16 protein-coding genes are annotated in these 14,072 nt (G+C 25.2%); 9 read left to right on the top strand and 7 right to left on the bottom strand.

Going from position 1 to position 14,072, the window contains the following annotated elements; translation table 11 throughout:
• Positions 1–285: 285 nt before the first annotated feature.
• Genes Q7K47_02910 through Q7K47_02900 form a run of 3 tightly spaced genes read left to right on the top strand, consistent with a single transcriptional unit; the run spans position 286 to position 2,265 of the window.
• On the top strand, positions 286–921 hold the full coding sequence (locus tag Q7K47_02910) for a helix-turn-helix domain-containing protein (GenBank protein MDP0506157.1): 636 nt from the start codon (positions 286–288) through the stop codon (positions 919–921).
• Positions 878–1,540 (top strand): cyclase family protein, encoded by a 663-nt coding sequence (locus Q7K47_02905; protein ID MDP0506156.1) that lies wholly within the window; start codon positions 878–880, stop codon positions 1,538–1,540. The genes Q7K47_02910 and Q7K47_02905 overlap by 44 nt, the downstream gene beginning before the upstream one ends.
• A complete protein-coding gene (locus Q7K47_02900) occupies positions 1,540–2,265 on the top strand; it encodes a DNA alkylation repair protein (protein MDP0506155.1) in 726 nt (241 codons plus the stop codon). The genes Q7K47_02905 and Q7K47_02900 overlap by 1 nt, the downstream gene beginning before the upstream one ends.
• Before the next feature lie 14 nt (positions 2,266–2,279).
• Here Q7K47_02900 and Q7K47_02895 read toward each other — a convergent pair whose 3' ends face one another.
• From Q7K47_02895 to Q7K47_02875, 5 genes are all read right to left on the bottom strand, one after another.
• Complete coding sequence (locus Q7K47_02895) at positions 2,280–3,458, bottom strand: MalY/PatB family protein (protein MDP0506154.1); 1,179 nt, start codon at positions 3,456–3,458, stop codon at positions 2,280–2,282.
• On the bottom strand, positions 3,451–4,197 hold the full coding sequence (locus Q7K47_02890) for a glycerophosphodiester phosphodiesterase (GenBank protein MDP0506153.1): 747 nt from the start codon (positions 4,195–4,197) through the stop codon (positions 3,451–3,453). The genes Q7K47_02895 and Q7K47_02890 overlap by 8 nt, the downstream gene beginning before the upstream one ends.
• 90 nt (positions 4,198–4,287) lie before the next feature.
• Positions 4,288–4,836 (bottom strand): hemerythrin domain-containing protein, encoded by a 549-nt coding sequence (locus Q7K47_02885; GenBank protein ID MDP0506152.1) that lies wholly within the window; start codon positions 4,834–4,836, stop codon positions 4,288–4,290.
• Positions 4,837–4,838: 2 nt separating this feature from the next.
• Entirely contained in the window at positions 4,839–5,432 is a 594-nt protein-coding gene (locus tag Q7K47_02880) for a hypothetical protein (GenBank protein ID MDP0506151.1), read from the bottom strand.
• Positions 5,433–5,435: 3 nt separating this feature from the next.
• Positions 5,436–5,639 (bottom strand): DUF1858 domain-containing protein, encoded by a 204-nt coding sequence (locus Q7K47_02875; GenBank protein MDP0506150.1) that lies wholly within the window; start codon positions 5,637–5,639, stop codon positions 5,436–5,438.
• A gap of 153 nt (positions 5,640–5,792) precedes the next feature.
• Here Q7K47_02875 and pepT point away from each other — a divergent pair, with 153 nt between their 5' ends.
• Both pepT and Q7K47_02865 read left to right on the top strand, forming a co-directional pair.
• Complete coding sequence (gene pepT, locus Q7K47_02870) at positions 5,793–7,025, top strand: peptidase T (protein ID MDP0506149.1); 1,233 nt, start codon at positions 5,793–5,795, stop codon at positions 7,023–7,025.
• Positions 7,025–7,513 carry a GNAT family N-acetyltransferase gene (locus Q7K47_02865; protein ID MDP0506148.1) on the top strand — a complete coding sequence of 163 codons (489 nt, stop codon included), beginning with the start codon at positions 7,025–7,027 and terminating at the stop codon, positions 7,511–7,513. Before pepT ends, Q7K47_02865 begins: the two co-directional genes overlap by 1 nt.
• A gap of 38 nt (positions 7,514–7,551) precedes the next feature.
• Here Q7K47_02865 and Q7K47_02860 read toward each other — a convergent pair whose 3' ends face one another.
• Together Q7K47_02860 and Q7K47_02855 are read right to left on the bottom strand one after the other, a co-directional pair.
• Positions 7,552–8,286, bottom strand: coding sequence for an SIMPL domain-containing protein (locus Q7K47_02860; GenBank protein ID MDP0506147.1), 735 nt, complete (start codon positions 8,284–8,286; stop codon positions 7,552–7,554).
• An 11-nt stretch (positions 8,287–8,297) separates the two neighbouring features.
• On the bottom strand, positions 8,298–9,191 hold the full coding sequence (locus tag Q7K47_02855) for a lysophospholipid acyltransferase family protein (GenBank protein MDP0506146.1): 894 nt from the start codon (positions 9,189–9,191) through the stop codon (positions 8,298–8,300).
• Positions 9,192–9,338: 147 nt separating this feature from the next.
• On the opposite strand from Q7K47_02855, the gene Q7K47_02850 reads away from it, so the two are divergent.
• Genes Q7K47_02850 through sepF form a run of 4 tightly spaced genes read left to right on the top strand, consistent with a single transcriptional unit; the run spans position 9,339 to position 13,832 of the window.
• Positions 9,339–10,592: a folylpolyglutamate synthase/dihydrofolate synthase family protein gene (locus Q7K47_02850; protein ID MDP0506145.1), complete on the top strand. Its 1,254-nt coding sequence runs from the start codon at positions 9,339–9,341 to the stop codon at positions 10,590–10,592.
• 9 nt (positions 10,593–10,601) lie between these two features.
• A complete protein-coding gene (hprK, locus tag Q7K47_02845; GenBank protein ID MDP0506144.1) occupies positions 10,602–12,527 on the top strand; it encodes an HPr(Ser) kinase/phosphatase in 1,926 nt (641 codons plus the stop codon).
• Positions 12,528–12,548: 21 nt separating this feature from the next.
• Positions 12,549–13,490: a bifunctional oligoribonuclease/PAP phosphatase NrnA gene (locus Q7K47_02840; GenBank protein MDP0506143.1), complete on the top strand. Its 942-nt coding sequence runs from the start codon at positions 12,549–12,551 to the stop codon at positions 13,488–13,490.
• Positions 13,491–13,511: 21 nt separating this feature from the next.
• Positions 13,512–13,832 carry a cell division protein SepF gene (gene sepF, locus Q7K47_02835; GenBank protein MDP0506142.1) on the top strand — a complete coding sequence of 107 codons (321 nt, stop codon included), beginning with the start codon at positions 13,512–13,514 and terminating at the stop codon, positions 13,830–13,832.
• Positions 13,833–14,072: the final 240 nt, after the last annotated feature.

The following is a 14,072-nucleotide window of genomic DNA, read 5'->3' as shown; positions in this document are numbered from 1 at the left end:
TATAATTAAAGTGATTGCAAAAAATAGTATAAGTACATTTTAAATATTTAATAATAATAGTATAAAATTTGCACGGGGGTAGTATACTTTTTGCATTAACCCTAGTATAAAATCTGCACCCATAATAATATAATTACTTAAAATAATAATTAACCCCTTATTACACTAGTATATTATTCTTTTGAAAAAGCAAAGGTATGTTTAAAGCAAAGGGTGACTTTTTAAAAAAAGTATTATAATATAACTATAAAAATTCATAATCAAATTAAGAGGAGATGTATATGAGTGGAATATAGTTATAAGTTTTTACCTTTTTTAAAAGTATTTAAAGAAACTAAATTAAAAATGAGTGAGAAAATTATATATTTTATAATTGAGTCTTTGGATAATGATAATGGTTGTTTTGCATCTAATGCTTATTTTACAGATTTAACAGGTTATTCAAGAAGAACATGTATAAATTCTATAACTGAATTAAGAAAATTAGGATATATAACAGTTAAACTTGTTAGAGATCCTAAAGATTATAAAAATACAATTAAAAGAATTATTCATGTAAAAAAAAGATATATTTTTATAAAAAGACCTAAAAAAGCTAAACATTTAATTGGATATGAAGAAATATTTGTAAATAAAATTTTAGATTGTTATAAAAGATTAAAGCTACCAAAATATGATGAAGCTACTGATAATTTTGATCTTATAATGAAAGCTTGTGATAAATTAGGAGAAGGAAAAGTAGAAGAGGCTTTAAATAAAATGAGTGAAAGTACATTTGTTAAAAAAAATCTTTCTATAAATTCTATATTTAAAATTGAAAATTTAGAGAAAGGATTAAATGGATATTTTAAAGATTTTAATAAAAAGGAGAATGAAGATGAAGATGAAGATTATGGATCTGACCCATGTGATATCTGGTAATATATCAGTTTTTCCAGGATCAATGTTACCTAAAATAGAAAATGTAAGTACTGTACAAAGGGATGGATTTAATGAAAGCTTATTAACTATATTATCCCATATAGGAACTCACGCAGATGCTCCAAAACATATATATTCTCAAGGTAAATCTTTAGATGAATTTTCTATAGATTCCTTTGTAGGAAAAGCTTTTGTTGTGGATACTAGAAGTATGGATCCTAAGGAAGATATCAAGATAGAAGATATAAATATGGAAAGGTTTAAGCAAGCAGATTTTATATTGTTTTATAATGGCCTTGATAAAAAATTTGGGAAAAAAGAATTTTTAACAGATTATCCTGTTCCTAGTAAAGAATTAATTGATCTTATAAATTCTCATAATAAAAAAGGAATTGGTTTTGATGCTATTGGTTTAGATAGGTTAGAAAATGAAAATTTAGATTTGCATAAAAGATTATTTAAAAATAATAATATAATTAATATAGAAAATTTAAAAAATCTAGATAAGATTATTCATGAGATAAAGGACGGATTATTTACTTTCATAGTTTTACCATTAAAATTTAAAAATAGTGATGGTGCTCCTGTGAGAGCTATTGGAATAATTGAGGAGGATTAATGTTATACAATGGAAATTATAATGAGTTTTATGAAAAACTTTTTAAATTAATAGATGAAAAATTTAAAAATGAAACTTATTTTGAAAGACACAGAAAAATTATAAATGTTCCAAGAGAAGAAATCATAGGTTTAAAAGTTCCTGTTATGAGAGAAGTTGCAAAGGAAATATCTAAAAATAATTGGAAAAGTTTTTTAAAAGAAAGCACAAATAATACATATGAAGAAAAATTAATAAGAGGTTTTGTAATTGGATATGTAAAAGAAGAGTATAAAGATATAGAAATTTATATTAAAGATTTTTTTAAAAATGATGTTGATAATTGGGCAATATGTGATAGTGCTATTTCTAATTTGAAAATTATCAAAAAAAATAGAGAGGAATATTTTAAATTAATTACTAGTTATACAAATTCTAATAATCCTTGGGAAATTAGAGTGATGTTAGTTTCACTTTTAGATTATTATATTGATGATGAATATATTTATAAATTGATAGAAATTTGTAAAAAAGTTAAAAATGATCATTATTATGTTAAAATGGCTCTTGCTTGGTTAATATCAATTATGTTTGTTAAAAAAAGAGAGGAAACTTTAAAATTTCTTCAAGATGAAAAATATAATTTAGATAATTGGACTTATAACAAAGCTCTACAAAAAATAACAGAATCCTTTAGAGTTTCAAAGGAAGACAAAATATTAATAAAAAGTATGAAAATAAAATAAGGGGAATATTCCCCTTATTTTTCTAGTGCTAATTCTATTCTAATTAAAGCTTCTTTTAGAATTTCTCTAGAACAAGCAACATTTATTCTTTGATATTTTTTTCCATCTCTTCCAAATAAAGTGCCCTTATTAAAGGCAACCTTTCCTTTATTTATCATTCTATCATTTATTTCTTCATCAGATAAATCATATTCACTAAAATTAAGCCAAGCAAGATAAGTACCTTCAGGAATAATATATTTTACTTTAGGTAAATGTTCATTTAAGTAATCTTCTAAGAATTTGAAATTATCATCGATATATTTATTAACTTTTATAAGCCAAGGTTTACTTTTAGAATAAGCAGCCTTTGTAGCTGTAATGGCAAAAGGTGAAGGTAATCCTAAATGCATTTTTTTAACAATTTCATCAGTCCATTTTTTCTTTATTTTATTTGAAAATATAATTATATTAGATAATTGAAGACCAGCTAAATTAAAAGATTTACTAGGTGAAGTACAAATTATCAATTTATTTTGAATCCTTTTTTTCAAAGTTCCCATAGAAGTAAACTTAACATTGCTTCTAATTAAATCACAATGGATTTCATCAGCTATAATATAGATATTATTTTCATCACATATTTCAACAATCTTTTCAAGCTCTTCCTTTGTCCAAACTCTTCCTACAGGGTTATGTGGACTACAAAGAATTAATAATTTATTATTTGGATTTTTAACTTTTCTTTCTAAATCTTTAAAGTTTATATAATAAGAATCATCATCATTTATTAAATGATTTTTAATAACTTTTCTATCATGACTTAAAATTGCACCTTTAAAAGGTCCATAAACAGGAGGTTGTATTATTACTCCATCTCCTTTTTCAGTTAAAATATCAATTAATATTCCTATTGCTGGAACAACTCCAGGACTATAATTTATTTCTTTTTCTTTAATTTCATAAGAATAATTTTCCTTAAACCATTCTTTAACAATGTTATAATATTCTTGATCAAAGTAACTATAACCAAATATTTTATGATTAACTCTTTTGTTTAAAGCTTTTGTTATTTCACTAGAACATTGAAAATCCATATCTGCAACCCATAATGGTAAAACATCATGATCTAATTTAGGGTACATAAAGTTAACGAAATCCCATTTAACTGAATTAGTTTCTTTTCTATCTACAATCTTATTAAAGTTATTCATTAGTATCTCCTTTTGTTAAGTATTCATCACGTATTCTTAAAGCTAAATCAGGGTAATTTCCAATAATAATATCTATTTTTTTATTAAGCATATCTCGGATACTAGTCTCATCATTAACAGTATATACATTAATTTCAATACCTTCATTCTTAATTTCTTTAACAATATTTTCAGTCATATTTTGATAACAAGGATGGCAACATTGTATTCCTAAATCTTTGGTGTATTTTCCAGCATTAACAATCCAAGTTTCAGATAATAAACCATACTTTAGATTAGGAGCTATTTTTTTCATTCTTAATATAGAATAATGATTAAAGCTAGAAATAATAACTTTCTTTTCTAAATGATATTTACAGATAAGATGAAAAACTTTTGCTTCAATACCTAGATATTCATTTTTTCCTGTTTTTAATTCAATATTTGTGATTATATTTGTATCTTTTACTAGATTGAAATATTCTTCTAAGGTTGGAATTTTATTAAAACCATATTCAGGGAAGTTAGAAGAAGCGTTAAAGCTGCATAAATCTTTATAATTGAAATTATCAACAAATCCATTCCCATCAGTAGTTCTATCTATTGTTTCATCATGAATAATAACAACTTCTTTATCCTTTGTTAACTGGACATCTAGTTCTATTCCATCAGCTCCAATATCAATAGCTTTTTTAAAAGCTAAAAGAGTATTTTCAGGATAATATCCTTTAAATCCCCTATGTGCAAAAATCTTTGTCATAATCCCATCTCCAATTTAAATTTTAATAGTTTACTTAATCATACTATATTTTAAAATTTTTTTGAAGGAAAAGGATATTAAAATGTAATTTTATTTTTCTATTTCTTCTAATATCTTAAGATATTTCTTTTGAAATTTATTTTTACTAGCTTCATTTTCTAAAATTTCAGTTTCTTTATTTATGAAAATTTTATCTTCTTTACAAAGAACTCTATCAGCGTAATTATAAGCGGCTATATTTTCCTTATCAATATGTCTTTGTAATAAATCTCCATATGCAAGAGCATTAAAGATAATATCCATTTTATATTCAGTTTTAGGATTTTTTTTATATTTATTAGTAGCATCTACTAATTGCATCATATGTAAACGACCTAAATCATGTTCTACAAGCATTCCATTTTTTATTAAAGTATTTGCAACAGGTCCTAATTTTTCAATCATTACTTTAAAGAGAATTTTTTCTTCTTTTTGATGATGATGTTTATCAGCATAATTTTTTCCAAAATCAATAATTTTTTCAAATTTATCTATATTTAGGTTATCACCTTCTAAAATTTTAATACATATTTTTCTAATGGCATTTTTCATTCTAAGAATATTATTATGTTCTTCTACTAATAAATCTATTCCATACATAATTATTTCCTCCTGATTATATTTTTTTCTTGTATAACTTCATATTTAAAATTTGTATTATTTAATAAATTTTCAATTATTTTATTTTTTATTAAATAATAATTTTTAGAATTTCCTAAAAAGAGATCCCAATATTTTTTATGAATATTGACTTTTTCTGAGAAAGTAATAGTATCTTCCTCTTCTTCATTAATAATTAAAATTCTGTCACAAGGCATACCATTTAAAAATATTTTCTCAAGTTCATTGTATATATCTTTAGGTGTATTTATATTTTCAAAATTATAATTGAAGCTTAAATTATTAATAATATCATCTATATTGATATTTTCATTTTCTAATAACTTTGTAACAACAAAAGCTAATCTTTTTTCAACAATACTTATTTTTTCTTGAAGAAATCCATGAATATTAGAAATATCAATTATATTTTCTAGTGGGATATCTTTAATTTCACCGCATTTTGATATTAATTCATTATTTAAATTATTATTCCAATGATTTTTAGAGTTTTGTATTATAAGTTGTATAATTTTTTCTTGAAATAAAATTTTGTTATATAGCCAGTAATGTATTGGGCCTAACATTTTACTCATAAATTATTCTCCTTTATTTTCTTTATTAAGAGCTTTAATTAAAATATTTACATCTAATCCATGGACAGTACAAGCATCTTCGATTGATTCCATTTGAGCTGAAGGACATCCAACACAATGCATTCCATTATCAGAAAAAGTATCCATTAAATTAATGTTTTCTCTTATAACATCACCAATTATCATATCTTTATTAATTTTTATCATTTAAATTACCTCCTAAAGTTTTATATTTATGAAATCATTTTAGCATTAAAAATAAAAGAAAGATGTTGCCTAGACAACGAAAAAGATATTTACAAAATAAATTAATAGGGCTATAATGAAAATAAATAAAATAAAGGAATTAAAGGAGGAGAAATGAGTTTTTTATTAGATAAATTTTTAGAATATGTTAAAATTGATACAACATCAAAAGAAGAAAATATAAATTGTCCAAGTACAGATGGTCAATTTATTTTGGCTACAGTTATAAAGCGAGATTTAAAAGAATTAGGTTTTGAAGATATAAAGTTAGATTCTCATTCTTATTTAACGGCTACTTTGAAAAAAAATACACAGAAAGATATTCCAACAATAGGATTTATAGCACATTTAGATACTGCTCCTTCATTTAATGGAAAAGGAGTTAATCCTAGAATAATTGGAGATTATAATGGGGAAGACATAATTTTAAATAGTGAAAAAGATATAATAATGTCTCCTAAAGATTTTCCAGAATTAAAAAAATATATAGGTCAAGATTTAATAGTTACAGATGGGACTACTCTTTTAGGAGCAGATGATAAAGCAGGAGTAGTGGAGATAATTACAGCTTTAAAATATTTAAAGTCTCATCCTGAAATAGAGCATGGAGATATAAGAATTTGTTTTACACCTGATGAAGAGATTGGAAGAGGAGCAGACAAATTTAATGTTGAAGAATTTAATGCAGATTTTGCTTATACAGTGGACGGGGGAGAATTAGGAGAATTAGAATATGAAAACTTCAATGCAGCTTCTGTTGAAATAAAAATAACTGGAAAAAATATTCATCCAGGAACAGCAAAAAATAAGATGTTAAATTCTTTATTAATTGCTATGGAAATTAATAATATGCTTCCTGTTAGACAAAGACCAGAAAACACTGAAAAATATGAAGGATTTTTTCTTTTAAATAAATTAAAAGGATCAGTTGAAGAAACAAATATGCATTATATAATTAGAGATCATTCTATGGAAAAATTTAATAATAAAAAAGTTCTTATGAAAGAGATCATTAATTTTATAGAAAACAAATATGAAGGGGTTAGAATAGACCTTGATATTAAAGATAGTTACTATAATATGAGAGAAAAAATAGAGCCAGAATATCATATAATTCAATTAGCAAAAAAAGCAATGGAAGATGTTGGAGTAGTTCCTAACACAAAACCAATAAGAGGTGGAACAGATGGAGCTAGATTATCTTATATGGGATTACCATGTCCTAATATATTTACAGGGGGACATAATTTTCATGGAAAATATGAGTATATTCCAATACAATCAATGGAGAAAGCGGTAGAAGTTATAATTAGTATTATAAAAAATAGTGGAGGAATAAAAAAATAATGAATATAAGAATTAGACAAGTTAAACCTAATGATTTAGATGAAATTACTAGAATAGAGAGCATTTGTTTTCCAGAGGCTGAAGCAGCAACAAAAGAATCCTTTAAATATAGAATAGCAGCTTTTCCAAAAAGTTTTTATGTTGCATTAGATAAAGAAAAAATAATAGGATTTATAAATGGAGCAGTAACAAATTACAATACAATAGTTGATGAATTATATGAGCCAGAAGGAGGGCATAATCCTGAAGGAAAAAATCAGTCTATTTTTGGATTAGATGTTTTACCTGAATATCAAAGACAAGGTATTGCTGAAAAATTAATGAGACATATGATGGAAAAATCAAAGGAATCTAGAAGAGAGAAGATGATATTAACTTGTAAAGAAAGATTGATACATTATTATGAAAAATTTGGTTATGAAAATAAAGGAATATCTCAGTCGGTTCATGGAGGAGTGACTTGGTATGATATGGAGGCAAAGTTATAAATAAAGAAAAAGGATAACTTAATGTTATCCTTTTTTATTTAATTTATTTCCCAAGTAATTGTAACTGTATCTTGAAATTTTAAATCTTCAGGAGTGATATTCATTATAGAATCAGAACTTATATTTGATCCTAGCATTTTCATTTCTCCCCTAAAAGGAGAGATGAAATTATTTTTATGATTAAAAGAATAATCAATATTTATGATATTTTTCAAATTAACATTACTTGCAGAGGCTAATATATTAGCTTTAGTTTTTGTGTTTTCTACAGCCTTAGAAAGTAATTTGTTTTTAATTTTTTCAGTATCTTTAATTGTATAGTTTAGATAAAATTCTGATTTTCCTTTAATTGTTTTTAATGAATTTAAAACTTCTGACAATTTAGAATTATCTAATTTAAAACTAATTTTCATATTATGAGAATATTGATATCCTAAAAATCTTTTTTTATAGTTTCCTTTTTCATCTTTATAATTTTCATAATTAGTAGTGATATTAAAGTTGATTGTTTTTAAATCCTTTTCTTGAAAACCTTTTAAAAGTAGTTCTTGTTTGAATTGAACTAGGGCATATTTAGAAGCTTCTAAAGATTTAGCATATGTTGGTTTAGTATCTTTGTTAAAAATATTTAAAATTATTGTATCAACTGGAGTTGATATATTAGCAGTTCCTGTAACTTTTAGAGTTTTTAACGAAGAAGTAGAACTAGAGTTACTATTTGCAAAAATAAAACTTGAAAAGACTAACATAAGAATAGAAATTAATTTTTTCATTTAAAAACCTCCTATTTATTTTTTCTTTTTTTAGTAACTTGTTTATAAAGTTTCCATCTATCATGAAGCCACATCCATTGTTCAGGATAGTTAGTTATAATTTCTTCCATTTTAAATATAATTTTTTGAGTAGTTTCATGAACATTTTCTTTAAAAGTTAAATTAGGATCATTAACTTTTTCTACTTTGCTAACAAAAACATCAGTTTTATTATTTTTATCAAAAACGCAATAAACTAATATTAAAGGTCTATTATATTTTAAAGCAATTGTTGCAACTCCAGTTGGAGAAATAGTGTCTGCCCCAAAGAATTCTACATTAGTTCCTTTGTCTCTATGATCAGTAAAAAGAGCAATATTTTTTCCATGATCAGCATATTCAAATAATTCTCTACCTGTTTTTTTACTTTTTTCAAGTAAGGTAATATTTAAATGTTTTCTTTGATTTGTTATATATTTATTTAAATAAGGGTTTCTTTGTTTTTTTGCTACTGTTACAAAAGGATATTTTTCAGAAAATTTTAATAAAGATTCCATATTTCCAATATGCATAGTTGCAAAAACTACAGGTCCTTTTTTTAATTCGTCATCTAGAATTTCAAGATTGTGAATTTTAAAGTTATTATCGTCTTTCATATATTTATCTAGCCATAAAGTTCCAAGAAAAGCTTTTGCCATAGTTTTATAAGAATTAATAGCAATTTTTTCTCTAGTTTTAATAGTTTTTTCTGGGAAGGCTAGTTTTAAATTAGCTAAAGTTGTTATACGTCTAGCTTTAATTAGTTTATATCCAAGTACTCCTACACTTTCGCCTATTTTAAAACGAGTTTTTTCTGGAAATAGCATTATAAATCCTTTAAAAGCTCTAAAAACAAAGTATTGGGATAAGTAAATAAGTGATTTCATTTTATCCTCCAAATATTAATTATAAATTATCTTACCTGAAAGATATTATATCATAAAATCATATTAAAATAAAAAGTTTATCGTTATAAATCTTAGAAAATATGGTATACTTTGTTTGTAAAGTTAAGAAGAAAAGAGGAGAAATAAATGGAAATTAAAGAACTTTTAGAAGAATTATATTCTTATTCTTTTTTTGGTATAAAGTTAGGATTAGAGAATATAAAAAAAATATGTGACATATTAGGGAACCCTCAAGATAAATATAAAATTATACATGTTAGTGGTACTAATGGGAAGGGTTCAACCTCAACTATGATAGAGCATGCTCTTTTGCATTCAGGAAAAAAAATAGGAAAATATACTTCTCCTCATATTATAAAATTTAATGAAAGAATTAGAGTTAACGGAAAAGATATCAGTGATGAAAAAATAGCTGAAATATATTCAAAAGTAAAGAATGCTCTTAAAGACTCAGATATAAAACCAACTTTTTTTGAAATGACTACAGCAATGATGTTTTTATATTTTGCAGAAGAAAAAGTGGAATATGCAGTGCTAGAAGTTGGTATGGGAGGACGTTTTGATGCTACTAATATTGCAGATGGTGATATTTCAATTGTAACTAACGTATCAGTTGAACATACTGAATATTTAGGAGATAATGTATATGATATAGCTAAAGAGAAAGCAGGAATTATAAAAGAAAAAAGTAAAGTTATTGTGGGAGATAATGATTGTGACTTTTTAAAAGCTATATATGAAAAGAAACCTAAGAGTGAAGTTATAAATGTAGTTGAAAAATATAAGGATGTTGTTTATAAGTTAGATTTCAAAAATTTTAGAACGAATATTTTATTAGAGTCTGAAAACTACTCATTATCTCTTTTTGGAGATTATCAAGTTAAGAATTTTTTATGTGCTTATGAAGCTTTGAAAATTTTAAATATTGAGAGAAAAATAATTAAAGAAGCTATGGAAAATGTTCTTTGGCAGTGTAGATTTGAAATATATTCAAAGGATCCGTTGACTGTTTTAGAGGGCGCTCATAATATTGATGGAATGAAAAATTTAAAGAAAATAGTTTCTCAAGGATATGATAAAAATCAAGTTATAATGGTAGTTTCTATTTTAAAAGATAAAAAAATTAATGAAATGATTGAAATATGTCAAGAAATGAGTGATACAATAGTATTGACATCTTTAAAGGAAAATAAAAGAGGACTTTTAGGTGAGGAGTTGTTAGAACATACCAATAGAAAAAACCTAATAGTAAAAGAAGAAATGACAGAAGCTTATGAATATAGTAAAAAAGTATTAGAGGAAGATGATAATAAAAAAATTATAATAGTATGTGGTTCATTTTATACTTGTGAAAAATTTAAAAATAGCTTTAAATTTTAGGGGGGTAATGTGAATATAAAAAATAAAAGCATTTCAATAAGAGAAATAATAGAATATTTTAATTTAGAAATACTTGTAGATGGAAATTTGGATAGGCGAATAAGTGAAAATGAAATATATAGAATAGGATACGAGTTGACAGGTTTTTTTTCTGATGAGATAGAAGAATTAAAAAATGCTATTCATATAATGGGTTTAAAAGAAAATAATTATTTGTTTCGAATGAAGGAAGAACAAAAAACTGAAATTTTAGATAGGTACTTATCCTTTCCTTTTCCAGTGTTAATATTAAGTTCTAGAGCAAAACATATTGAAATACTTATAGAAAGAGCTAAAAAAAAGAATAAAGTTGTACTAAGATGTTCAAAAAGAGCCACAGAATTCATTAGAGAACTAAATATTTATTTGAAAAATGTTTTGGGGGAAGAAATAATCCTAGAAGATCACATATTGTTAGATGTATACGGGATAGGGATTTTATTAAGCGGAGAACAAGATTTAAAATTAGGTGCAGCTATTGAAATGTTAGAAAGAGGTCATAAATTCATAACTGATGCAAGGATGCTTTTGAAAAACACAGCAAATGGTATAGTAGGTTATAATAGTGCAGCTAAAATTTCTCCTGACAGAGATTTTATGTTAGAAATGACAGATAAAGAGGAAAATATTAATGTAACTAATAATTTTGGGATAAAATCTACAAGACCAGCTAAAAAGATTAACCTAATTGTTGAATTAGAAACATGGAAAACAAAAAAGTTTTATGATAGGTTAGGTGCAGACGAAGTTTATGAAGATGTTGGGATAGGAAAGTTGAAAAAAATAACTCTTCCTGCTAGAAAAGGAAGAAATTTAGCAGTGATAATAGAGACAGCAGCAATAGATTATAGATTGAAAGAATTAGGGAAAAATTCAGCTTTGTATTTTTTAAATGAATCTAAAAAGTTAATTCAAGAAAATAAAAGAAAAAGAGAGAGTGATGAAATGGAAGATGAGACTAGATTATCAATTGCCACGTTTATAAAAGACAATAATATTGAAGTTTTAATTGGAGAAGAGTATGCTCATAAGAGTTTTATTACTACAACCAGTATCCATAAACCAGCAATGGCTCTTTCTGGAATCTTTGATTTAGATGAGAGTATCTATGAAAATAAAGGTTTACAACTGTTTACTGATGTAGAGTTAAAATATTTAAAAACTCTTTGTCCAAAAAAAAGAAAGAAAAATTTAGAAAAATATTTCACATATGATTTTCCTGCAATAGTAATTTGTGGAGATGTAAATGTAAGTGATGAAATAAAAGAAGAAGTAATTTCTTTGATTAAAAAGCATAAAAAAGTTTTGTTGAAAGTAAAAGAAACAAATCCTTCATATGTAGTTGCTAATCTTAATAGTTATTTGGAAAAATATTTTTCTCCTTCTATGACTGTACATGGAGTTTTCTTAGAGATGAATGGTTTTGGAGTGCTACTTAAAGGGAAAAGTGGAATAGGGAAAAGTGAAACAGCTTTAGAACTAATTCATAGAGGGCATAGACTTATTGCAGATGATATGGTTAAATTCCAAAAAGTTCCAAGTGGAGAAATTATAGGATGTGCGGCTAAATTACCTTATTTTATGGAAATTAGAGGGTTAGGAATTATTGATATAAAAACTTTATACGGAATGAGTTCTGTAAGAATCAGAAAGAATATAGATGTTATAATAGAATTGAAAGAACAAGAAAATGATAATTATTTAACGGCAGTTGATGATTCAAGTTCAACTGAAAAAATATTGGGAGAAGATATTTATAAAGTAGAGATGTATTTATCTTCTGGAAGAAATGCAGCAGCGATGGTTGAAATAGTTATTATGAATTTAATGGCCAAGAAAACAGGACATAATCCAGAAGAATCATATAAAAAACTAAAAAAAGAACTTGGGATATAGCTAATAAAGAAAGGGGAAGAAATGTTGTTAGAAAAATTAAAAGAGAGTGAAAATATTTTAATTTCATCTCATGTTAATCCAGATGGAGATTCTATAGGAAGTGGGTTAGCAATTTACAATGCTATAGTTAAAAATTTTCCAGAAAAGAAAGTTAGATTTATAATAGAGGATGATATTCCTTATGATTTGAAATTTTTAGCAGGTAGTGACGAAGTTGAAAAATATATAGAAATTGAAAATGCTCCTGAAGTTGATTTGATGATAGCTTGTGATTCAGCTACTTTTAAAAGAGTTGGTAGGGTTGTTAATTTTAAAAAAGATGCATTTTTAGTGAATATAGATCATCATATAAGCAATGAACTTTATGGAGATTTAAATATTGTTGAAGATAAATCTTCTACTTGTGAAATTATGTATGATGTTATAAAAAATAGATTAAAATTAAATATTGATAAAGAAATAGGGGAAGCTCTATATACTGGAATAGTTACTGATACAGGGAGCTTTAAATATGAAAGCACAACAAAAAGTACCTTTGAAATAGCTGGTAAATTGATAGATATAGGAATAGACAGAAATAAAATTATAAATTCTGTTTATAAAAGTAAAAGTATAGGAAGAATGAAAGTTTTGGGGATAGCCATATCTAAAATGAATATTATTGAGGATAGAAGGTTTGTTTATTTTACTTTAAGTGATTATTTTGTTCAAACAGAAGGAATCAAAAAAGATGATACAGAAGGAATCGTAGAACAATTATTAGAATATGAAGGGTGTGAAGTTGCTCTATTTTTGAAAGAAGAGCCTAACGGGAAAATGAAGGGAAGCTTAAGAAGTAAAAAAGAAATAGATGTAAATGAAATAGCTAGTCTATTTGATGGTGGAGGACATAAAAGAGCAGCAGGTTTTACAACTAACATGGAAGAAAGAGATATAATATTTCAAGTGTTAGAAAATATATAAAAAAGAAAAGGAGGAAAAATTATGGAATATGATATAGTTTTTTTAAATCCTACAAGATTTGAGGATTGTATGAAGTATGTAGAATATATAAAAAATGATAAAATTGTACATATTAATCTTTCTGAAGTGGAAGAAGGTTTAAAGCAAAGGATATTAGACTTTATAAGTGGAGCAGTTTTTATTCAAGAAGGAAAAATAATAAATCCAGGAAAAGATATGTATTGTTCTCTTCCTAAAAATTGTAATTATTATTTAGAAAAAGATGAGAAGATGAAACGTGGGAAAAGTGATATTTATGATGAGGAACCAGAGATAATTCCTAAATATTATCAAGGAGATTAAAAAATCAAAAGTTATTATTAATTTTTTTTAATAATAACTTTTTTTATTTAATGATTTCAACGGTTGGATGAGTTTTGATGAAGAAACTAAAAATAAAATTAAAAAAAATGTTGACATAAGTTGTGGAAAGTGGTATTATACTTCTTGTCCGCAAGAGAAGCGAACGAAGGACATTAACAACAGAATAGAGAAGTTTAACAAGATAAGCAAGCAAACCTTAAATGGTGTTTAAAGAAACAA

Origin of the sequence: Fusobacterium sp. JB019 (assembly GCA_030673965.1) — a bacterium.
GTDB lineage: Bacteria > Fusobacteriota > Fusobacteriia > Fusobacteriales > Fusobacteriaceae > Fusobacterium_B.
The sequence above is the reverse complement of the archived record's forward strand: the minus strand, read 5'-3'. Positions and strand labels throughout refer to the sequence as shown.